The sequence below is a fragment of the Parasalinivibrio latis genome, from assembly GCF_036825535.1.
Taxonomy (GTDB): domain Bacteria; phylum Pseudomonadota; class Gammaproteobacteria; order Enterobacterales; family Vibrionaceae; genus Parasalinivibrio; species Parasalinivibrio latis.
This window is the reverse complement of sequence record NZ_CP098813.1, coordinates 865,303-885,565: the sequence shown is the minus strand read 5'-3', so window position 1 is coordinate 885,565 and position 20,263 is coordinate 865,303. Positions and strand designations below refer to the sequence as shown.

At 52.6% G+C, this 20,263-nt stretch carries 17 protein-coding genes; 5 read left to right on the top strand and 12 right to left on the bottom strand.

What is annotated here, in order from left to right:
- Nucleotides 1-19: 19 nt before the first annotated feature.
- Nucleotides 20-844 carry a MurR/RpiR family transcriptional regulator gene (locus NF212_RS21010; protein ID WP_434362903.1) on the top strand — a complete coding sequence of 275 codons (825 nt, stop codon included), beginning with the start codon at nt 20-22 and terminating at the stop codon, nt 842-844.
- A 103-nt stretch (nt 845-947) separates the two neighbouring features.
- On the opposite strand, the gene iolG is transcribed toward NF212_RS21010, so the two are convergent.
- The 3 genes from iolG to NF212_RS20995 all read right to left on the bottom strand — a co-directional run bounded on the left by iolG (nt 948) and on the right by NF212_RS20995 (nt 3,978).
- Complete coding sequence (iolG, locus tag NF212_RS21005) at nt 948-1,946, bottom strand: inositol 2-dehydrogenase (protein WP_434362901.1); 999 nt, start codon at nt 1,944-1,946, stop codon at nt 948-950.
- A 24-nt stretch (nt 1,947-1,970) separates the two neighbouring features.
- Nucleotides 1,971-2,801, bottom strand: coding sequence for a 5-deoxy-glucuronate isomerase (gene iolB / locus NF212_RS21000; protein WP_434362900.1), 831 nt, complete (start codon nt 2,799-2,801; stop codon nt 1,971-1,973).
- Nucleotides 2,802-2,973: 172 nt separating this feature from the next.
- Nucleotides 2,974-3,978: a LacI family DNA-binding transcriptional regulator gene (locus NF212_RS20995; protein ID WP_434362898.1), complete on the bottom strand. Its 1,005-nt coding sequence runs from the start codon at nt 3,976-3,978 to the stop codon at nt 2,974-2,976.
- Between the two features lie 116 nt (nt 3,979-4,094).
- On the opposite strand from NF212_RS20995, the gene NF212_RS20990 reads away from it, so the two are divergent.
- A complete protein-coding gene (locus NF212_RS20990; protein ID WP_434362897.1) occupies nt 4,095-5,270 on the top strand; it encodes a phytanoyl-CoA dioxygenase family protein in 1,176 nt (391 codons plus the stop codon).
- Nucleotides 5,271-5,300: 30 nt separating this feature from the next.
- Here NF212_RS20990 and NF212_RS20985 read toward each other — a convergent pair whose 3' ends face one another.
- The 5 genes from NF212_RS20985 to NF212_RS20965 form a co-directional block, all read right to left on the bottom strand.
- A complete protein-coding gene (locus NF212_RS20985) occupies nt 5,301-6,371 on the bottom strand; it encodes a LacI family DNA-binding transcriptional regulator (protein ID WP_434362895.1) in 1,071 nt (356 codons plus the stop codon).
- Nucleotides 6,372-6,580: 209 nt separating this feature from the next.
- Nucleotides 6,581-7,549, bottom strand: coding sequence for a sugar ABC transporter substrate-binding protein (locus NF212_RS20980; protein WP_434362894.1), 969 nt, complete (start codon nt 7,547-7,549; stop codon nt 6,581-6,583).
- Nucleotides 7,550-7,678: 129 nt separating this feature from the next.
- A complete protein-coding gene (locus NF212_RS20975; RefSeq protein WP_434362893.1) occupies nt 7,679-8,482 on the bottom strand; it encodes an ATP-binding cassette domain-containing protein in 804 nt (267 codons plus the stop codon).
- 27 nt (nt 8,483-8,509) lie between these two features.
- Nucleotides 8,510-9,640, bottom strand: a complete 1,131-nt coding sequence (locus NF212_RS20970; RefSeq protein ID WP_434362892.1) for an ABC transporter permease — start codon at nt 9,638-9,640, stop codon at nt 8,510-8,512.
- Between the two features lie 68 nt (nt 9,641-9,708).
- Nucleotides 9,709-10,602 carry a TIM barrel protein gene (locus NF212_RS20965; RefSeq protein WP_434362890.1) on the bottom strand — a complete coding sequence of 298 codons (894 nt, stop codon included), beginning with the start codon at nt 10,600-10,602 and terminating at the stop codon, nt 9,709-9,711.
- A 371-nt stretch (nt 10,603-10,973) separates the two neighbouring features.
- On the opposite strand from NF212_RS20965, the gene NF212_RS20960 reads away from it, so the two are divergent.
- The 3 genes from NF212_RS20960 to NF212_RS20950 all read left to right on the top strand — a co-directional run bounded on the left by NF212_RS20960 (nt 10,974) and on the right by NF212_RS20950 (nt 14,294).
- Complete coding sequence (locus NF212_RS20960) at nt 10,974-12,149, top strand: Gfo/Idh/MocA family protein (RefSeq protein ID WP_434362889.1); 1,176 nt, start codon at nt 10,974-10,976, stop codon at nt 12,147-12,149.
- A gap of 134 nt (nt 12,150-12,283) precedes the next feature.
- Complete coding sequence (locus tag NF212_RS20955; RefSeq protein WP_434362888.1) at nt 12,284-13,453, top strand: Gfo/Idh/MocA family protein; 1,170 nt, start codon at nt 12,284-12,286, stop codon at nt 13,451-13,453.
- Between the two features lie 226 nt (nt 13,454-13,679).
- Entirely contained in the window at nt 13,680-14,294 is a 615-nt protein-coding gene (locus NF212_RS20950) for a DUF2799 domain-containing protein (protein ID WP_434362887.1), read from the top strand.
- Nucleotides 14,295-14,404: 110 nt separating this feature from the next.
- On the opposite strand, the gene iolE is transcribed toward NF212_RS20950, so the two are convergent.
- From iolE to NF212_RS20930, 4 genes are all read right to left on the bottom strand, one after another.
- Nucleotides 14,405-15,295: a myo-inosose-2 dehydratase gene (gene iolE / locus NF212_RS20945; RefSeq protein ID WP_434362886.1), complete on the bottom strand. Its 891-nt coding sequence runs from the start codon at nt 15,293-15,295 to the stop codon at nt 14,405-14,407.
- A gap of 36 nt (nt 15,296-15,331) precedes the next feature.
- Complete coding sequence (locus tag NF212_RS20940; protein WP_434362885.1) at nt 15,332-17,236, bottom strand: bifunctional 5-dehydro-2-deoxygluconokinase/5-dehydro-2-deoxyphosphogluconate aldolase; 1,905 nt, start codon at nt 17,234-17,236, stop codon at nt 15,332-15,334.
- 427 nt (nt 17,237-17,663) lie between these two features.
- Nucleotides 17,664-18,398 carry a 3'-5' exonuclease gene (locus NF212_RS20935; RefSeq protein ID WP_434362883.1) on the bottom strand — a complete coding sequence of 245 codons (735 nt, stop codon included), beginning with the start codon at nt 18,396-18,398 and terminating at the stop codon, nt 17,664-17,666.
- Nucleotides 18,395-20,260, bottom strand: coding sequence for a putative nucleotidyltransferase substrate binding domain-containing protein (locus NF212_RS20930; RefSeq protein ID WP_434362882.1), 1,866 nt, complete (start codon nt 20,258-20,260; stop codon nt 18,395-18,397). The genes NF212_RS20935 and NF212_RS20930 overlap by 4 nt, the downstream gene beginning before the upstream one ends.
- Nucleotides 20,261-20,263: the final 3 nt, after the last annotated feature.

Genomic DNA, 20,263 nt, shown 5'->3' with positions numbered 1-20,263 from the left:
CTTTTAATGAGGGAAGGATATGACTGCCGCCGCGACACTCAGTGAACTACAAGACCAGATTCGCCTGAGATACGACGAACTGAGTAAAAGACTTCAACAAGTTGGCCAGTATCTGCTGGACAACCCGGACCGCGTTGCCTTTGATACCGTTGCTGTAATTGCCAGCGAAGCAAATGTGCCGCCATCCACCCTGATCCGTTTTGCCAACGCATTCGGATTTGCCGGCTTCAACGATATGAAACATTTGTTTCGCCGTAACCTGGTGGAAGAAACCAGCAACTACAGTGACCGTCTGAAGCTGTTCCGTGCCCTTGAAACCGACGAACAGACGCCGCATACGCCGCCGGATATTTTGCGCACTTTTGCTCAGGCGAATGCCAATGCACTAGAACAGTTGGCAGCCCGGACTCCCCCTGAGCAATTGGATCAAGCCATCAACCTGCTCCACCAGGCTGAAACAATTTACATTGTCGGTTTGCGCCGCTCATTCAGCATTGCCTCTTACCTAACCTATGCCCTGCGCCATGTTGGCCGCCGAACTATTCTGATTGACGGTTTGGGCGGTATGTTCAACGAGCAGCTTGGTATGATTGGTGAAAAGGATGCCGTGATTGCCATCAGCTTCACACCCTATGCGAATGAAACGGTCGAAATGGTAGAAAAAGCAGTATCGAGCGGTGCGAAATTGGTCTCGATCACCGACAGCCAGGTCAGCCCGGTATCTTCACTCAGTGACGTCTGCTTCGTTGTGAAAGAAGCATCCGTGGAAGGCTTCCGCGCCCAGTCTGCATCACTTTGCCTTGCCCAGACGCTGGCCGTTTCCCTGGCAGGGAAAAACGAGTAAGTGCTTTTAAAAATCTCGCCCGGCAAGACAAAACAACAAACAAAAAAAACCGGTAAGAGGTCGACACTTACCGGTTGAACTTACCCAAAGCACAAAACAAAACTTACAAAACGACAGTTTTTCCTGTCTTCAGCGACGTCAATGCCGCTTCCGCCAGTACCAGAGCCCGCTCACCGTCTGTGCCGGTGCATTCAGGCTCTGCTCTTCCCGCAAGCACATCGACAAAGTGTTGCCACTCGGCCACATACGCCCGCTCATAACGCTCAAGGAAGAAATGTTGGGGCCGGGCGCTTACACAGCCTGACTCACCCCATTGTTCCACCAGGTTTTCCTTTTTATTCCCCGCTTGAAGCAGGCCTTTTTGACCATGTAATTCAAGCCTCTGGTCGTAGCCATAGCCTGAGCGGCGGCTGTTCAGAATGGTCACCATGGCTCCGGATGCAAAGTGGAGCACCGTCACCGCAGTATCAATGTCACCTTCTTCACCAATTTCCGGGTCGACCAGGCAACTGCCATTGGCAGTTATCGCAACAGGTTCTTCACCCATAATGAAACGAGCCATATCCAAATCATGAATCGCCATATCCCGGAAAATTCCCCCTGAGACACGTACATAATTTGCCGGTGGCGGGGAAGGATCCCTTGAGGTAATCAGAAGGGTTTCCGCATTCCCGATAGCCCCGTTTTCAAATTGTTGTTTGAGTTGGCGAAACTGCGGATCATAGCGGCGGTTGAAACCTACCAGCAATTTGGCTCCGGTTGTTTTCACCACATCAAGGCAAGCACGTACACGCACAAGCCCCAGATCAATTGGCTTTTCACAGAAGATCGCCTTACCTGCAAGGGCGGCTTTTTCTATCAGGTCGGCATGCGTGTCTGTTGCTGAACAGATGCAAACGCCATGTATTTCAGGATCACCAATCGCTTCTTCAACTGACATCACCCTGGCACCGTATTGCTGGGCAAGTTGGGTAGCCCCTTCAAGGTAGGGGTCAATCACGGCTTTGATTGCCGTTTCCGGATGCGCGGCAATGTTGACCGCATGTACCTTGCCAATTCGGCCCGCCCCAAACAGGGCAATATTAAATGTTTGTCCTGACACAATAATTCCTCCCTGGAAACAGGGTTATTTTTGGCTGTGCTTCTCAGCATATTCCGGGGAGTTGACCCATTGGTGGTCGGGCTCCCAGGTAAACAGCCACTTACGTACCGGACCAGCCATGACATTCAGGTAATAGCTGTCATAGCCAGCCACTGTCGCCACCGGGTGGTAGCCACGAGGTACCTTCACGACATCTTTGTCGTACGCCGCCATGCATTCATCCAGATCACGCTCATCGGTATAAACCCGTTGGATCACAAAGCCCTGTGACGGGTTGAGGCGGTGGTAATAGGTTTCTTCCAGCAGCGTCTCTTCCGGCGGTGCATCGCGGTCATGCTTATGGCTCGGGTATGAGCTGGTACATCCCTCATCGGTGTACACTTCAACCACCAGCAGGCTGTCAGCGTTTTTGTCATCCGGCAGGATATTCTGCACATACCGCTTGTTGTATCCGTTTCCACGTTGTTCCGCATCCACATCAGCCGGGCCGATAACCCGCGAAGGATAAGTACCCTTGCCCGGAGCACTGCATACCGCAAGCTCGACCTCAGTGGTTGCAATCAGTGACACCGAATCGCCTGCCGTCACATAGACTGAATGCGGTTTTTTGCGCTCGAACGGCCCCATCCTGTCGCCCAGTTCCCCGATTTGCTCCCCATTAAGGGTAAAATCGGCTTTGCCTCCCACCAGTACCAGGCAAAGCTCGCGATCTGTTGTCTCGAAACTCAATGACTGGCCCGGCTTGAGCTCGTAAGCACTGAAACCGACATGCGGCCATCCCGCAGACTCTGGCGTAATATGCTGGATACACCCTTGTTCATCCGGCTGACCACGTTTAGACAATAGGTAAGACACAGAACCTCCTCAAAGTGCTCGGAATCATGGAGCAAAAATAGGCAATAAATTTTTCAACAAGAGTAATGAAATTAAAATTCCATTAAAAGACAATAATGAAATATACGTTTTAAAAATGTGAGCAAGGTGTTATATCCACATTTTTCCTGCAAACAGCTGTTGACCATAGTGCTTATAAATTGAAAGGCGTCACGACATTTATCCGGGTCTTGTAATCATCCTCAGAAAGTCGGGCGCCGTAGCAGGAAAGCAGTTTCAGTAATGCCATCTTCCCGTCTTCTTCGACGTTGTGGTCAATCACCGCATGAATTTGCTGCTCTCTCAGTAAATGGCGGTTGTCTTCATCCAAATCATGGCCGATAAACACATCACACTGCCTGCCTGCCTCTTCAAAGGCTTTCAGAATGGCACGGTTGGCACCGCCAATACTGTAAACAGCACGCACACCCGGGTTAGCGTCCAGTGTGCCCCTTACCCTCTCCTGGGTGCTTAACTCAAGACCGAGCCCACCACTGGCATCAACCGCGCTAAGGTTTGGAAACGCATTCAGTGCTTCCATGAAACCTTCGGCCCTTGCTTCTTCCCCGTGGAACTGATGGCTGCTAAGCGGCACCAGAATTTGTGCCGGTTTCCCGCCCAGCCACTGGCCCAGGAGGTAAGCGGCCGTTTTACCTGCCGCATGGTTATCCATCCCGATATAGGCGATACGTTTTGAATCCGGCAGATCGGTTACCAGGGTCACCACCGGCACACCTGCCTGTTTGAGGCGGTTCACGGATTGATTGATTTCAGGCACATCCGCCCCTTTAAGAATCACGCCGTGGCTGCCATGTTTTTCAATCCGCTCGAGTACCCTGACCAACTCGCCGGTTTCAATAAATTCGAACAAGTGAAACCGGATCCGAATTCGGTAAGGTGACAGGTGTTTGGCAACACGGGTAAGCGCATTTCGCACCAAATAGCTGAACCGGGAAGGGGTATGCATGACCACATCCAGGTAAAAGGTTCTCCCCCTCAGCGCGGTCTGCGCCCGCTGTTCTTCGAGCTCAGAAATCGCTTTTTCAACTCGCTGGCGGGTCTGCTCGTGCACGCCTTCCCGGCCGTTTATTACCCGGTCAACGGTTGCTGTACTTACACCTGCCTGGGCGGCAATTTGTTTAACCGAAAAGCGCTTCATTCCCTGACTCCCGGACTGCAATTTGTTTTCCCCTGATGGGTTCTTGATGGATTTTCACATAAGAACCCAGCAACAAAGTTATAACATCATCTCACTAAAAGTGGGGAGACAACCAAATGACCGAGAGCGAAACCCGGCCTGTCCCACAGGCATTTTTTTCCGACCTTGATATCGATATCAGGGCATTCAGCGCTCAGTGCGAGCAACAGGTTGAACCTGATGTTTACCCGTTTTCTGACTGTTGCGAGAAAAACGTCGTGATTTACGACGGAGAAAGCCTCCGGGCCTTCACAGGGAAACATACCGCCATTAAAACTGAGTTCGCCGATATTTTTCTCAATGGGCCGGGCGTGTTGGTAATCAAAGGATTCTTCGAAAACACGAATACCGTTGATGCCATGAGTGACGTGTTTGGGCAAATCCTTAAAGCAGAAGAGGGGTTTGGCGAAGGTGACCATTTTGCTCAGGCTGGTGCTCAGGCAAACGGGCGTATTTGGAATGTTTTCCAAAAAAGTGCCGCAGCCAACCCGGAAGTATTTATCGACTACTACAAAAACCCATTGCTGAGACTGGTCTCTGAAGCATGGCTTGGCCCCCATTACCAGGTAACGGCGCAGGTTAATATTGTCCGGCCCGGCGGGAACGCACAGGACTCACACCGCGACTATCACCTCGGGTTTCAGCACACAGACGAACTCTCCCGTTACCCTCTGCATGCCCAGAAGATGTCTGCCATGTTGACGTTACAGGGTGCGGTCGCCCATTCAGACATGCCACTTGAAAGTGGCCCTACCAAGTTGTTGCCGTTTTCCCAGCACTATCCGCTGGGGTATATGTCCTGTCGTAACCCAGGCTTTCAGGACTACTTTGAACAGCATCATGTGCAACTTCCCCTGCAAAAAGGTGACGCATTGTTTTTCAACCCGGCGCTTATCCATGCGGCGGGCGCCAACCAGACCACCGACTTCAACCGCAGTGCCAACCTGCTTCAAATCTCATCGGCCTTCGGCAAGCCGATGGAAACCATTGACCTTGGTGCAATCAGTTCTCAGCTATTCAACACTCTGTCGTCGAAATGGGTGAGCGGCCTTTCCGACGATGAAAAAGCGGCAATCGTGATGGCTGTTGCAGACGGTTATGCATTCCCGACCAATCTTGATACCGACTCTCCGGTTGGCGGATTGGCACCGGAATCAATGAGTCAGCTTTTATTGCGGGCGCTGGACGCGCAATGGACACATACCGCGTATCAGGAAGCACTCGCCAACCAAAAACAAAGACGCCGGGCATGATGCCCGGCGCCTTTATGGTTGGATCAAACATTAATCGTCGCTGTTGCCAGAGCTTCGGTTGGTAGAGCCACGAACAACCGGACTACACGGCAGCGTAATCGAGCGAGGTTGCAAGCTTGAATCAGCAATATGGGCAAAGAGATGATCAATGCTTGCAGACACCATTTCTTCGTAGGGCTGGCGAATAGTCGACAGATCATAGGCGCGACTTCGGGCAAGGCGGATATCATCAACGCCTATCACACCGACATCTTCTGGCACCCGGAGGCCAAATTCGTAGCGGATGGCATCCATCCCTCCACAGGCCATGATGTCATCGGCATAGAACACCGAATCCGGCCGTTCAGCGCCTTTGAACAGCCGCATACTGGCATCAAAACCGGCGTCGTAGCCGAATTCGCCACCCTCAACGATCTGCCATTTATCACAGTTGCGCTCAATAAGCCGGCTTAAAAAGCCCCGCTGACGATCCACGCTCGCCGACGTGCCAACCGGCCCGGTTACAAATGCAGGTCGGCTGTATCCCGCATCAAGCAGCATGTCTGCCGCCATACGGCCGGCTTCCACGTTGTCACAGCTGACCACAGTGACACTGTTTTCACTGGAATCCCGGCCGAAAATCACCACGGGAGTCTCCTGTGACCGGCATGCTTCCACCAGCGGTTGTGGCAGTGATGCTGAAGTAATGATCAGTCCATCAACGTTGTACTCCATCACCAACTCCACAGCTTCCTGTATATCCATATCCTGGCTGACATTTAACAACAGGCTATGGCAGTTCCGGCGTTGAATTTCTGAAGAAAATGCCGCGAGAACAGGAAGATAGAAAGGGTTGTCAAAATCGGTGACCAGAATACCGATCAAACTCGAGCGGGATTTAATGCCCCGGGCCAGACGGTTAGGTTTGTAATTGAGCGAGGCTGCTGCAGCCATCACTTTTTCACGCAGCTGCTTTGAAATGCTGGCATCCGGGTTAAATGCCCTTGATACCGCAGAAACGGAAACACCGGCGGCTTTAGCGACATCCACCACGGTGACTTTTCGGTTTTTCACTAAGCTGTTACCCGACACCGGACTGTTTGACGTATCTCGTTTACCCATTGCCCTTCCTGTTGGTCACTCATCGAATCCTGACTTCTTTTTAGCAGTTTATCTGAAATTGTTTTCAAGCGCATACCTGTCCACCAGGCATGTGAACTGGCGGTATGCTAAGAACGCTACAAGGTTCGGGTTTACTGAACAACCGAAAGGACAAGGTAAAAGAAAGAGGCTCCATGAGCCTCTTCACCTGTTAACGTAACTCACTGGGGTTAACGGTACTCACCGGCCAGTTTTTCAACCAAGGCAACGTTGTCTTTGGTAACAAAGCCCGGGCCAGAGTTGATGTTATTGGACGGTGCAACGCCATAGCGGTTAAACATGGTCAGCACCATGACTGGCATATAGCCTTGCAGGTATGGCTGCTGGTCAATGCCCCATTGGATATTGCCATCTTTGATGGCTTGCGCAATCTCACCGCTCAGGTCAAAGGTGCCAAAATAAATGTTGCCCAGCTTGCGGTTCTTTTCCAGTGCCCGCAATGTCGGGTGAGCAGACGTTGGCCCCAGGGTCAGAACCGCTTCTGTGTTGGGGTTCTTGCGAAGGTAAGCCAGTACTTTCTTTTCAATGTCTGTCGGATCCTGGCCGGAGTCAATCATCTGACCATCAAGATCTACCCCCAGCGCATCCGCAAAGCCCTGGCAACGTTCAACCGACGCCGGGTTGGTAATGTAGTGGTTTACGCACAGGAAGCTTTTAATGCCGTCCGCTTTGGCTCGCTTACCCGCACCAAAGCCTGCATCGTATTCCGGCTGGCCAACATGCAAAATAGCCCCTACGTTTTCGCTTTGCTCATGGGTTCCCGAGTTGATTGTGACTACCGGGATGCCTTTTTTCTTCGCTTTTTCCAGTGGTCCACGCAACACATCATAGTCTGCAAGCGTGGTAATGATTCCCTGAGGGTTAGATGCCACTGCCTGCTCAATAATTCGGGCCATATCTGCCAGATCGCCGGTTGGCGGGTTACGGTATTCAACCGTGACATTGAGGTTTTCACCCGCATCGCCAATTGCCGTCTTAATGGTATTCCACCATGAGTCTGCATCGGGTGCGTGACTTACCAGGACAAAACGCTCTCCATCAGCCATTGCGGCACCGGGCACCAGGGCTGCGACACCTGCCATTGCGGCAAAAGCCACCATGGATGCTTTCTTTGCTACGAATTTCAGTAGGGTGTTCATCCGGTTATCTCCATATGTTAGGTGGCTGCGCCAGTTGAAGGGAAGAACTTGCATCCGGGCAGCCGGGTTATCTCAGGCCGCAAACCCTTTGCGGCTTCGAATTTGGAATTTCTTTTTTCTGTATAAGGCTTAAATCGCCTCTTTCGCGTCGGTGTGCTCGAATTCGGCCAATTCTGCTTCCAGGGTCTCCAGCTCCTGACCGCCGGACATCATTCCCAGTATCTCTTCACGGGAAACATCAGATTTCTTCCATGTGCCAAGGCTTTTGCCCCTGTTGAGCAGGGTAAACCTGTCTCCAACCGGGTAAGCGTGGTGAACATTGTGGGTGATCAGGATGACCGCCAGCCCTTTCCCTCGGGCACGGGCAACAACCTTAAGCACGTTGGCAGACTGCTTGACACCCAGTGCAGCTGTTGGCTCATCGAGAATCAGTACCTTGGCACCAAAATGGATAGCCCTGGCAATTGCCAGGCACTGCCGCTCACCGCCAGACATGGTGCCAATAGGATGCTCTGGGTCACGCACATCAATTCCCATATCCGCCATACCGGCGCGGGCAATTTCATTGGCATTTTTGGTATCAAATACCTCGAATGGCCCGACTTTTTTCGTCAGTTCGCGCCCCATAAAGAAGTTTCGCGTCACGCTCATCAGCGGAACCAGTGCCAAGTCCTGGTAGACCGTTGCGATCCCCCGGTCGAGGGCATCACGCGGGGAGTTAAAGGCCGTGGGTTTTCCGTTCATCAGGAACTCTCCTTCAGACGGTTTGTGAACCCCTGCCAGCGTTTTAATCAGTGTTGATTTCCCTGCGCCGTTATCGCCGAGCAAGCAATGGACTTCACCCATTTTCACCTGCATGTTGATGTCCTTGAGGGCAATAACAGACCCGAAGTAGCGACTGACGTTTTTCAGTTCGAGAATAAACTCACTCATGGATAGCTCCTTTCCATCGGCCACTGACTAGCGGGCATTTGTTACTTTCTTGCGAATGAAGTTGTTGAACAGAACAGCAATCAGCAACATGACGCCAAGGAATACGCGGAACCAGTCGGAATCCACCCCGGTAAAGAAAATCCCCATCTGAACCACACCAAAAATAAGTGCGCCGAAGAAGGCCCCGATAACCGAGCCGTATCCACCGGTCAGCAAGGCGCCACCGATAACCGCAGCAATAATGGCCTCAAACTCTTTGAGAAGACCGCGGTCTGCCGCCGCCGAGCCAAATTCCAGTACTTGACAGGCAGCAAAAACAGTGGCGCAGAATGCGGTGAACATAAACAGCGAGACTTTCACTTTGTCAGTGGGGACACCCACATTTTTGGCTGCGTTTGCATCGCCGCCAGAGGCAAAGATCCAGTTCCCGAACCGGGTACGGAGCAACACAAAGGAACATACAGCCGTAAGCAGGAACCACCAAACCACTACCATCGGGATGCCGGTGACAATGGGTGAGCCGTCAGCATAGGTTTCAATCAGACCGGCATTACCCAGCCAGTTAAAAAAGCCAACTCCTATCTCCCCACCAAAGGCGGCAGCCAGAATGTCTCCTTCTGCGATGTCAGCCACACCGGAAAGGATGGTCTTGTTGGTCAACATGATGGAAAGGGCGATGGTGAGACCGCGAAGGATAAAAAGGAACGCCAGTGAGACGATAAAAGAGGGAAGTCCGGTTCTCACCACGATGTAGCCATTAATAAACCCGATAGCCATGGCACCGGCAAAGGCAAACAAAATGGCCAGCCATACCGGCCACTCCCAGTAAACGGAAGGTATCGCGATCATCATCCCGGCAAAGCCAATCATCGAGCCAATAGAGAGGTCGAATTCCCCGGCAATCATCAAAAGGCATGCCCCGACGGCAATGATGCCGAGCTGGGCTGAAACCGTGGTCCAGTTAAGAATTCCGTCTGCATTGAACATGCCGGAATCCCACGCAACGATAGCAAAAAAGAAAAATACAAGAATCGCACCGGATACCGAACCCAATTCCGGCCGCGATAAAAGCCGGTTTAGGACGGAAACCTTTCGGACCCTCTCATCTCCCGGGGCGCTGGCTGCAAACGAGGCAGCAGCGGTCGTTTTCCCTGTCATAGTAAATCTCTCCGTAAATGGTATCCCCAGCTATGTCATTCCATAACGGGGCGGTCAGCAAAAAAAAATTAATCAGAAAAAAATGTCGTTTCTATAAACTGCCTGCTTTGGGCAGCTGCTTTTTTGGCGTCGTTACCCGACGCGGGATCCATGTCCTGTTCCACTGTGACCCAGCCGTTGAAATTAATTTCAGTCAACACCCGGTGCACGGCGTTAAAGTCCACACATCCCCGTCCCAAGGGACAAAAGATGTTGTTGCCTATCGCTTTATAAAAATCGGTACTGTTTTTCACAGAGTCAGCCAGTACCGACCCATTTATATCTTTGAAATGCAAATACTTAACGCGACCTTGATAAGTCTTTATCACCTCTGCCGGATCCATACCCGCATAAACACAGTGTCCGGTATCAATACAGAGGGATATCAAGTCAGCCGGCAGATCCGCCATCGCCCGGTCGACTTCATCACGGTATTCAATGTATGTACCCGCATGGGGATGCAGCGTGGGTGTTATTCCGTACTGCAAACAAATCCGGCCCACTTCTTTGAGGGTCTCCATCATTGCCTGCCACTGCCTGTCATTTAGCCGGGTCGCCGTCTCCACCTGCCCCGCTTCATCCGTTCGCGGGGAAGAAACGTGATCTATGACGACCAGAAATTCCGCGTCCTGATCTGTAAGAATCCGGCAGGTTTCATGGGTAATACGGCAAATGTTTTCCCGCTCATCCTCCCTGTGCAAATGGACAAAAAGGGTGCCCGCAATCAGCTTCAGGCTCCTTTTTGATAACGCGCTCCCGAGGGAATCTGTTTCGGTTGGAAGGTAACCAAGCGGGCCAAGCTCTGTCGCCAGGTATCCTGCACCTGATATTTCATCCAAAACGGTTTGCCACGCCGGATTTGCCGGGCTATCAGCAAACTCCACACCCCAGGAGCAAGGGGCATTGGCTATTTTCAGTTCCATTACTTTTCCCTATAAATCAATAGAATGCAGATCAAACCACATGGCTTTTGCCTTCTTTAAAGCGAGTATCCACACGCCAAAGAATCACTACTGAGAAACATATTGGCAACATTAAATAAACATTTATGGTAATGTTTTCATTCTGTCAATGCTTATTGATGCGAATCTATCAATTTCAGGCGATTTTTTTGCGCTTCAACCCAGTTTTTCACTTACAGAAATGTGTTTTTTGATTTTCGTATTGAAAACAATTTCAACAGTTGGCTAAAGTATGCTCAGTGACACAGCATTAATATCCTTCGTCAGGGAGTACGTTGGAGCGGTGCACGTTGGAACCGTATGCAGAAGGGTGGAGAGTCAGGAGGACCATCATGTTTAACGAAGAAGGGCATCTCAAGCATCCCATCCGTTGGGGATTGGTCGGTGGAGGCAGGGGCAGTGAAATTGGCTATGCTCACCGGGCCGCCGCCGCGCGTGATCGCCTGTTCACATTTGTGGCCGGTGCCATGGATGTGGATCCGGAACGCTGCCGGGATTTCGGTGTAAACCTCGGGCTGGCTCCTTCCCGTTGCTACCCTGACTACAAAACCATGTTCAGTGCAGAAACCCGGCGGGATGACGGCATTCAGGCAGTATCTATCGCCACGCCCAATTCCACACACTATGAAATCGCCAAAGCCGCACTGGAAGCCAACCTTCATGTTATCTGCGAAAAACCGGTGACATTTAATGTCAGTGAAGCAGAAGAGCTTAAAGCCCTCGCCGAAGAGAAAAACCGGATGTTTGCCGTCATGTACGGATACACCGGCCACCAAATGATTCACCAAGCCCGGGAAATGATAAAGCGTGGGGATATCGGTGATATCCGTGTGGTCAACATGCAATTTGCCCACGGCTTCCACAATATTGAAGTGGAAAAACACAGCCCGGGTGCCAAGTGGCGTATGAACCCGGAAGTGTCCGGCCCGAGCTTTATTCTCGGCGATTGTGGCACCCATGCTTTCTACCTTGCCGGTTTGATCACTGGGCTAAAGGTCAAGTCACTGATGTGTTCGCGCCAGAGCTTTGTCGCGTCCCGCGCACCGTTGGAAGACAACGCCCATGTGGTTTTCAACTTTGAAGGGGGCGCGGTGGGTACGCTCTGGGCCAGCGCCATCAATGCCGGTTCAATGCACCAGCAAAAGATTCGGATTGTCGGCGAGAAAGCGAGTCTCGAGTGGTGGGATGAATACCCTAACCAGCTCCGCTACGAAGTTCAGGGGGAACCTGTCCGGATTCTGGAGCGGGGTATGAGTTATCTCTACAGCGAGAACCCGGCGATCGGTGCAAACCGTATTGGCGGGGGTCACGCTGAAGGCTTTTTTGAATCCTGGGCCAACCTGTACCACCGTTTTGCGCTGGCAATTGATGCTATTGAACGCGTCGATGCAGCATTTCTCGAAGATCACTGGTACCCAGATATCAATGCCGGCATCGACGGTGTGCGCTGGGTAAATGCCTGTGTTCGTTCAGCAGATGACGGCGCAAAATGGGTTGATTATGAATAACGTCAGCCGGGTATACCTGGTTAGGTTAATGAATTGGTCAGAGACCACGCTGAGGGCGTTATCAATATAGCGCACCCGAAACAGTCCATATGATCAACTCAATAGCCTTATTGGTATAACGCAAAGGATGAAGTATGAGCAAGGCAACACGAGTATTGGGCAGAAAGCTTAGGCTTGGCATCATTGGTGGCGGGCCGGAGTCTTTCATTGGTTCCATCCACCGCTCAGCTGCGACCATGCACGAGGAATTTGAGGTCGTCGCCGGTGTGTTTTCATCCAACCCGGCACGCTCACTGACTGCAGGAAAAACGATGGGAATCCCCCGCCCCTACACCGACCCTGACGCGCTGTTCGCCGGGGAGTCCGGCCGTGAAGATGGAATAGATGCGCTGGCCATTATGACCCCCAACAACAGCCACTATCTGCTTTCCTGCAAGGCGCTCGATGCCGGCATGCATGTTTTCTGTGAAAAACCGCTGACAATCACAGAAGAAGAGGCCGCCGATTTGGTCAGGAGAGTCGAGGCTACCGGAAAACGCTACTGCGTCGCCTACGGCTACAGCGCGTATCCGATGGTAAGGCAGGCCCGCGCCCTGATTGAAAGTGGAGAGCTCGGTGACGTTCGCATGGTACAGAGCAACTACGTCCAGGGGCACCTTGCAGAGCTGACAGAAAGCGAAAAAGCCGGAACCAACTGGCACATGGACAAATCCCTTGCCGGGCCGTCGCTTATTCTGGGTGACATTGCCACCCACAGCTACCACCTGGCCGCCTATGTTACCGGGATGGATGCATCCTCACTCAGCGCAGACGTTACCGCTATCATTGAAGGCCGGCAAGCAGATGACTACTGCGGCATCTTGCTCCGCTACCCCAACGGCGCCCGGGGTAACCTCTGGGTTACGCAGGCCGCTGCCGGTGGCGTCCACGGCCTCAGCCTGACGGTTCACGGAACCAAAGGGGGTTTGGAGTGGCACCAGGAGCAACCCAATGAGCTTACCGTCCGCCCGCTCGGCAAACCGGCTTATGTTCTTACCAAAGCAGGCCCGGGGCTTCATCCGGCCGCTCAAAGAATCTCACATATTGCGATAGGTCATCCGGAAGGTTACCGCGAAGCCTTTGCCAACCTGTATTGGGATTTTGCTTCAAATATCATCGACGATCTCGCCCAATTGACACCGGATCCGCTCAGTTTGTGGAATCCTGATGTCAAAGAAGGGGCAATGGGTATGGCCTTCGTCCATGCTGCTGTCCGCTCCAGTCATCAGAACGGGCGTTGGGAGCCTCTTCAAAACCTGTCCTAAACGGTCCCTATTGAACAGCCCTATGGCTATTCAGTTTTTGCCCCCATCACCGGGGGCTTTTTTTGTAAATTTGACTCATAACTGACCAGTTAACCCCGCGCATTTTGAAATCAAACTATATAAGTGATAAATAACTCACCACGCTTTTCCAATCACGCTCTATGAATGGCTGACAGCTAACCCAAATGCCTCTGATTGGTACCCCATTCATGACAGGAAAAAAGATATGTTATACCGCCTCAAATGGCTGCTCGCCGGGTCGCTGATCCTTGTTGTCAGCGGGTGTTCCGTGATGAATGAAGATGAATGCCGCACCGCAGACTGGTACTCCATCGGCTACCAGGATGGTGCTAACGGCTCGGACATGGCTAATTCGCTGGGAGACCGCAGTTCAGCCTGTGCTGAATACAATGTGCGTGTGAATTTCGACCAGTACAAAGAAGGGTACCAGCACGGTATCAAGGCATTCTGCAACGAGGCCAGTGGTTATTACGCCGCCAGCACCGGTTACGTCTACCAGGGAATTTGCCCCGCTAACCTCGAACCTGCCTTCCTGAAAGGCTATAAGCGAGGCCGCAAACTGTTTGAAATCCAACAGGAAGTCGACCAGGCCAAACAGGCTCTCGATCAGGCAAAATGGGACCGGGATTACAAGGAAGACCAGATCAAGCGTCTGAAAAATAAACTGGTCTATGACGACCTCACTCCCCGCCAACGCCAAAACATCCTTGATGAACTGGAACAATACCAGTCTACCGTCACCGACATTTCACACCTGACGATTCGCTATGAAAGAGCAAAGCAAAAACTGCGCGATTTTGAATCGAGGCATCAGTACTAGCAGGTTTTGGGATACTTGTTGAAGCTTTGAGGGTGTAACGTTCAACGCGGTTTGAATAAGCTCGATTGATGGGATAAAAGCGCCGGAAGACCGGCGCTTGTCTTTTGCGGTTACAACAGCCCGGCTTCTTTGGCAAAACGGTGCAGGTTGTTATAGCCGAGGGTGGCGTAAGTCAGGGGATGGGCGATGGACGGGTCCTGTTCTGCCTCTACCACCAGCCAGCCTTCATAATTGCGGGCTTTCAGCACCTCAAAAACAGCAGGGTAATTGACACAGCCGTCACCTGGTACGGTGTAAACACCGGCGAGTACCGCGTCCAGGAAGCTGGTTTTTCTGTTTTTCACATCTGCCAGCACATCTTTTCTCACGTCTTTGCAGTGAACATGGTTAATGCGATGCGCCCAACGATCTGCCACTGCAACCGGATCAGCACCGGAGAACGTCAGGTGGCCGGTATCCAGCAGGAGACCAACTTCCGGACCAGTGTGCTCCATCAGGTTGTCGATATCCGACGCGGATTCGATGACCGTACCCATATGGTGGTGATAGGCAATTTGTACCCCCTGGCTCAGGGTATAGCGAGCAAACGCAGTCAGCTTTTCGCCATATTCTTCCCAGCGCTCAGCGGGGAAAAGTGGCCTTTGGTAAACCGGTGTGCGTTGGTCACCGTGAATGCAGCCGGTCACTTCGCAAAGCACCATTACATTTGCGCCAAGTTCGCGCAGTAACACCAGGTGATCCTGAACCGCTTCAATTTCTTCCTCGACGGTGCGGGTCAGAAGCTCGCAGGAATACCAGCCGGATACCAGGTTCAGATCATGGGAAGCCAGAATAGGCCCCAGTACTGCCGCTTCGCGCGGAAATTTATTGCCAAGCTCAAAGCCTTCAAAACCGGCCTGCCGGCCTTCTGTCAGACAGGTTTCCAGCGGTGTTTCTGCTCCAAGGGAAGGCAGGTCATCATTGGTCCAGGTGAGCGGGTTGATACCAAGTTTCACAGTCATAGTCGGGCTCCAAAATGGAAAATTGTTATTGGCGAATCAATGTCTCTGACGCCACAAGGCAATCAGGTCGTGGTAATTTGTTTTTATGTTTTCTACGAGGGTACGGTCGTCTGTCTCGCCAGCGAGCCAGTCGCGGGCCGGCTTGCCAAACAGTGTCCGTCCAACCGCAAACCCTTTTACGATTGGGTGGCTTGCTGCAGCGTTAAAGCCTTCAGCGAGCGCTTCCTGTGGGGCATCCAAGCCGAGAAGAACGACACCGCGACAATGCGGATCCCGCGCTTCCACCAGCGCACCAAACTCTGCCCAGCTCTCTGAGGCCATTGGCGGCAGTTTCCACCAGTCCGGCCTGATGCCGATGTTGTAAATACGCTTGACGGCACGAAGGTAGTTATCATCGCAGCGCACCATATCGGCAGGTAAAATCACTTCCACCAGTAACTCATGACCCGACTTACAGCAGGCCTGGTAGACCTCTTTCACCTTGGCTTCCTGCTCAAGGCGCAGCGCATGGGCATCTTCCGGATGGTAGAAGACCAGACACTTCACAACATGCTCCAGCGGCCAGTCAATAAGCTGGGAGCCAATGTTGCCGTGCTCCAGTGTCAACGGGCGGGATCCGGGTAACTCTACCGGGCGGCCAATCCACCATCCGGAGCCTGTCATTTCGTTAAGCACGTCCTGCCCGAACGTGCTGTCGCACAACAGGCCGGCCCTGCCCTGTAACCCTGCTTCCTCTGCAACTTCGCAACAGGCTTGAAGAATCAGTTTTTTCAGCGGTTTTATCTGGCTGATATCGGCACCGGCTTCACGGGCCATATCGATAAATTGGATGCGGTGGTCAAACGCCATCACACACAATTCGCCCCAGGTTTGCCGGCGCGTTGTGACACGGTGCAGGTGATTCAGTTCAGCATCCAAATCCGGACGGGGTACGTCATTTGCGCGTGCCAGGTAGTTATCCAACTCAGTTTTTGTCGGCATTGCCGGGGCGCAGCCGTGGCGAGACACTACCAACGCGCCACAGGCGTTGGCATAAGCACAGGCTTTTTCCCAACCTTCCCCGTTAAGGTAACCGCGCAGCAGGCCGGACATAAAGGCATCTCCCGCGCCAAGGACGTTCAGCACTTCCACCCGCACACCTTTAACGGTAATCCCCTCATCCAGGGTATCCGGAATGTCTCCGGTAAAGACACTGCACCCCAACGGGCCTCGCTTGCAAACCAGTTCTGCACCTGTCAGCTCCCGCACTTTGCGGAGGGCTTCGATCGTGTCTGTCGAGCCACCGGCAATATGGAATTCCTCTTCGGTCCCCACAATCAGGTCAAACAAGCCAAGCACTTCCTGTAGCTGTTCCGTCACCTGGCCGGATTCAATGAAACGCGTTTCTCCGTCTCCCAGAGACGTCAGGCCCCAAAGCACCGGGCGGTAGTCAATATCAATGGCCGTTTTCACCCCGTTGCGACGGGCATATTCCAATGCTGTCAGCACCGCATCGCGGGTTTTGGGGTGGGAAAGGTGGGTTCCGGTAATCGCCAGACAACGCGCCGATGCAATATAGTCTTCCGTAAAGTCTTCTCGCGTGATCGCCATATCAGCGCAGTTGTCACGGTAGAAAATCAGCGGGAAGGTGTCCTCATCCTTGATGCCCAGAATCACCAGGCCGGTCAGGCGTTCTGTGTCGGTAATCAAATGGCTGGTATCACAGCCGACATTAACCAACTCCTCGCGCAAGAAGCGTCCCATATGTTCATCCCCCACCCGGGCAAGCATGGAGGATTTCAGCCCCTGGCGGGCTGTACCGTAAGCCACGTTGCCTGATGATCCCCCGAGGTATTTGGCAAAGCTGCCCATATCCTCAAGACGGGAACCAATCTGCTGTCCATAGAGATCGACGGCGATTCTGCCCATACAAATCACATCAAACTGCTTTTCACTGCCCATTGATAAACTCCTTGAAACATCCAACAGTGATGGGAAGGCTACTCACGGAATGCAAACACCGTTTTGTGTCGAATACTTTGAATATAGTGCCGAAATGACTGAATCTGGCGTTGTTCAACCCATTCCCGATGATTGGGGTAGCCGGGACACATACCGGGGAAATGCTTCCCCGTCTGAATATGCAATCTTTATACGAAATATATATTTCACACACAATGCAATTTAGTTCATTTATTTCATTTCGTGATCACTACGGGGTTTCAGCTGTAATGACGAAGCAGGAAGTGAAAACACCGGTAAAAACCGTGAGTTGAAGGCATGACCGAATGAACTTTATCGCAGACCAGAACACATTTACCTATGCAAAAATCCCGGGTTCTCATCACCCAAACCAAGCTCAATGACGCCACTTTTTGAAATGCCTGTTTCATGGTCTCCCGTAACATGAACGGATAAAAAGTGGCCCCAGTATCGGTTTTTCCCGGCCCAAAATTTCCCGAACCAGTACCAGAAACAGCTCTCCGGTAGCAACGGCATCGACCAGGGCATTGTGGGCATGGTATGCCGGCAACCCTTTTTGCTCCCGTAAGGTGCAAAGCCGGAAATCTTTTTTACTGCATCCCCGGTTAACCGCCAGCGATCTTTCCAGCATCAGCGTATCAAGCCAGACCACAGGCAATGGGAAGTCGATATTGATACCAAGCGCCTGATGCAAAAAGCCCCGCTCAATGGCACTACCATGGGCGATAACAACTTTCCCGGCCATTTGCCTGACCAGATGCGAAATCCCTTCCTGATCTGAACAACCTCCGGCGAGGTTTTGCGGCGTAATATGATTGATAACAGCCGCCTCCGGGCAGACCTCAACGCCGCCATCGACATAGATATGTTTTGCGGAGGACAGTTTCAGCACACTGTTTTCAACGCTGACATATCCTATTGAAAGGATCCGGTCTTTAGACGGATCCAGTCCGGAGGTTTCAAAATCCAGCACCAGAAAAGACAGCGTTTCCCAACGGGCATCAGCCTGGGGGACCGGCACTTGGTAAAGGGGTAACAACGGTGCCGGTACCTGGCCTTTTTCGAGCAGTTGCTGCCGCTGTTTTTCCAACTTTGCCAATGGGTGACGGCTCGCAAGCGCTGTACGGAGCCTCCCGATCATCTAAGCACCCCTCGGGCACTGAAACGCTGCATTGCTGCTTCCTGAGTTCGGGCAATAATCCGGAATGCGTCCTTCAGGTGGTTTCGCTCAAACTGGGTCAGCCAGGCCGGGACGATATTATTTGACGCCACCTCCCCTCGCCCGATTGCGCTTCGTTGGTGGTGGAAACGCACCTGACAAATAAAGTGGAATGCTTCGGTAAGCTCCTTCCGGCTTTCCTCGCTGATCACCCCGGCGGCTGCTGCGGCACCAAGCCGCTCTTCTGTTCCGGTTTCACCGCTGTTCGCTGCCAGAGCGTAGATTCGGGCGAGCTCTACCAACAGGTTTATCGCCTGCTTTTTGATGTTGAATACGTTCCGGTTCTCGCCGTCTTTTGCCAGGACAAACTGCCGGAACATACCCAATGGCGGGTTTACTCGAAGGGAGTTTGCCACCAGTACCGCAAGAAAGCGGCGGTTGTCCCGGGTGTATTGTTGAACCGTCGCTCTTAACATCTCAGCCAGTTTCTCATTGCCATAGAGAAAACGAGTATCAAGGAACACGCTGATGTTGAGCAGGCTTTCCGCCTCCGGTTGCATCACCCATTCCCGGTAATGACGCTGCCAGCCTTGCAGGGAATTACACCACTTAGAATTGGTTGCCATCATATAGCCGGTACACAGTGGATAACCACACTCATCCATGCCATTACAGACAAATTCTGCCAGTGCCTGAAAATATCTGCTCTGGTGCTCATCCGGCTCGCACCCGAGCACAATGCCGCTGTCCTGGTCCGAAAGGCAGTGCATTTCATTCCGGGCATGGGACCCCGCCACTATCCAGGCGTAATCACAAGGCGGGCTGCCAAGCGCCCGCTCGCCAAGCTGTAACAGGCGCTTGTTAAAAGCGTCTGCAATCAGCGTCATCATCTGCAAGACAGTACGGGGATGAACGCCGTTTTCTACCAGCGTTTCGTAAACCGACTGGCGCTGCACTGCCAGTATTTTCAGGTCAGCAATGCTTTCCTGCCGGTAGATGCGGCTAATCAGGTAAACCGCCTGGATCTGGCTTTTCTGGACGAGGCTGGTTGCGGTCATCACACCCGCCACTTTACCGTTTTCCAAGACCGGCAAACTGCGCACGTTGTGCTGCATCATCTGTTCAACGGCCCGGATGAGAGGGGCTTCACTGTCAATGGCAACCGGCATGTCCGTCATTACAGAAGAAACCGGCAGGCTGATATCCAGACCTTCTGCCACCACGCGCTTGGTCATGTCCCTGTCGGTCACAATGCCGACCAGGGTATCGCCGTCCATGACCAGCGCACTTGAACGGTGAAGCCGCACCATCTCCTGCGCAGCTTCGCGGATTGACATATCCGGTGTCACCCTGACCACGGTCCGGTTTAACGTGCTGCCCACGGTACTGAGGTAGAGGCTGTTGTTCCCACCCCAGATATCATTTTGCTTGCTGCTTGCCAGACGTACGCCTTCTGTAGCAGCAAAGTAGTGGCTGACCGCCGGGTTCTCGGCAATCAATCTGTCCAGCACCTGCCGGGGAATCAGGTACAGCAGCGTATTCTCAAGTGCGACCAATGCGTATTCGCACTCGCCGTGGCGGTGCATCTGGCTGAACCCGAACAGATCTCCGCTACCGAGGCGAGCGCGGAGCGCACCGTCCGGATAGCGTTGTTCAACGGCGCCGGTGCGCACCATATATAAACCGGTACCGACAATTCGGTTTCCATCCAGTTTGTCACCCTGAGCCAGATAGGAAATATCCACCGATGCCGCCAGCTTTTCCCTTTCTTCAGGGGAGAGCGTATCAAAGGGGTCGGTGCGGGAAAGGAAATCAAAGATATTGGGAAGAAGAGACTGATCCATCGT

Bases quoted from the DNA above. Each gene is read 5' to 3' on its own strand.
- NF212_RS21010 (WP_434362903.1), top strand. From the start codon at position 20: ATGACTGCCGCCGCGACACTCAGTGAACTACAAGACCAGATTCGCCTG.
- NF212_RS20995 (WP_434362898.1), bottom strand. From the start codon at position 3,978: ATGAAGCGCTTTTCGGTTAAACAAATTGCCGCCCAGGCAGGTGTAAGT.
- NF212_RS20990 (WP_434362897.1), top strand. From the start codon at position 4,095: ATGACCGAGAGCGAAACCCGGCCTGTCCCACAGGCATTTTTTTCCGAC.
- NF212_RS20985 (WP_434362895.1), bottom strand. From the start codon at position 6,371: ATGGGTAAACGAGATACGTCAAACAGTCCGGTGTCGGGTAACAGCTTA.
- NF212_RS20980 (WP_434362894.1), bottom strand. From the start codon at position 7,549: ATGAACACCCTACTGAAATTCGTAGCAAAGAAAGCATCCATGGTGGCT.
- NF212_RS20975 (WP_434362893.1), bottom strand. From the start codon at position 8,482: ATGAGTGAGTTTATTCTCGAACTGAAAAACGTCAGTCGCTACTTCGGG.
- NF212_RS20970 (WP_434362892.1), bottom strand. From the start codon at position 9,640: ATGACAGGGAAAACGACCGCTGCTGCCTCGTTTGCAGCCAGCGCCCCG.
- NF212_RS20965 (WP_434362890.1), bottom strand. From the start codon at position 10,602: ATGGAACTGAAAATAGCCAATGCCCCTTGCTCCTGGGGTGTGGAGTTT.
- NF212_RS20960 (WP_434362889.1), top strand. From the start codon at position 10,974: ATGTTTAACGAAGAAGGGCATCTCAAGCATCCCATCCGTTGGGGATTG.
- NF212_RS20955 (WP_434362888.1), top strand. From the start codon at position 12,284: ATGAGCAAGGCAACACGAGTATTGGGCAGAAAGCTTAGGCTTGGCATC.
- NF212_RS20950 (WP_434362887.1), top strand. From the start codon at position 13,680: ATGTTATACCGCCTCAAATGGCTGCTCGCCGGGTCGCTGATCCTTGTT.
- iolE (WP_434362886.1), bottom strand. From the start codon at position 15,295: ATGACTGTGAAACTTGGTATCAACCCGCTCACCTGGACCAATGATGAC.
- NF212_RS20940 (WP_434362885.1), bottom strand. From the start codon at position 17,236: ATGGGCAGTGAAAAGCAGTTTGATGTGATTTGTATGGGCAGAATCGCC.
- NF212_RS20935 (WP_434362883.1), bottom strand. From the start codon at position 18,398: ATGATCGGGAGGCTCCGTACAGCGCTTGCGAGCCGTCACCCATTGGCA.
- NF212_RS20930 (WP_434362882.1), bottom strand. From the start codon at position 20,260: ATGGATCAGTCTCTTCTTCCCAATATCTTTGATTTCCTTTCCCGCACC.